The sequence below is a fragment of the Streptomyces durbertensis genome (assembly GCF_014156695.1).
GTDB classification, from domain to species: Bacteria; Actinomycetota; Actinomycetes; order Streptomycetales; family Streptomycetaceae; genus Streptomyces; species Streptomyces durbertensis.
The window spans coordinates 1-831 of the sequence record NZ_WMLF01000868.1 but is presented as its reverse complement, the minus strand read 5'-3'; the positions used below and the strand labels follow the sequence as shown (position 1 = coordinate 831).

At 69.9% G+C, this 831-nt stretch carries 1 protein-coding gene; it reads left to right on the top strand.

Annotated elements, in window-relative coordinates; all coding sequences use genetic code 11:
* Positions 1-777, top strand: a 777-nt coding sequence (locus GL263_RS27365; RefSeq protein WP_182858412.1) for an ABC transporter permease, incomplete at its 5' end; no start/stop codon positions are given.
* Between the last annotated feature and the right edge of the window lie 54 nt (positions 778-831).

Sequence of the window (831 nt, the reverse complement as noted above, 5' to 3'; positions counted from 1 at the left end):
CGCAACGCCGTCGTCCTCGCCGGCTCCGCCACGCTCGTCTACCTGCTGCTGCCCAACCTCGTGGTGCTGCTGTTCTCCTTCAACAAGCCCACCGGGCGCTTCAACCACGAGTGGCGCGAGTTCTCCACCGACGCCTGGGCCAACCCGTGCGGGGTCGCCGACATGTGCGGTTCCCTCGCCCTCAGCCTGAAGATCGCCGCGCTCGCCACCGTCGGCGCCACCCTCTTCGGCACCCTCGCCGCCTTCGCGCTCGCCCGCCACCGCTTCCGTGGCAAGGGCGCCGCCAACGGGCTGATCTTCCTGCCGATGGCCATGCCGGAGGTGGTCATGGCCGCCTCGCTCGGCACACTCTTCCTCAACATGCGCGTCGAGTTCGGTTTCACCACGATCCTCATCGCCCACATCATGTTCTGCCTCAGCTTTGTGATCGTGGCCGTCAAGGCGCGCGTCGCCAGCATGGACCCGCGCCTGGAGGAAGCCGCCCGCGACCTGTACGCCGGCCCGCTCCAGACGTTCCTCAGAGTGACCCTGCCGCTCGCCGCCCCCGGCATCGCCGCCGGCGCGCTGCTCAGCTTCGCCCTGTCCTTCGACGACTTCATCATCACCCAGTTCAACGCCGGCCCCTCCACCGTCACCTTCCCGATGTTCGTGTGGGGCGCCGCCCAGCGCGGGGTACCCGTCCAGGTCAACGTGATCGGCACGGCCATGTTCGTGATCGCCGTCGGCATCGTCCTGGTCGGCCAGCTCACCGCCAACCGCCGCAGGAGGCACGCATGACCCGCACCGACCCGGCGCTCGCCGCGCTGGCCGGCGCCCGGCCCGTCCCCTTCT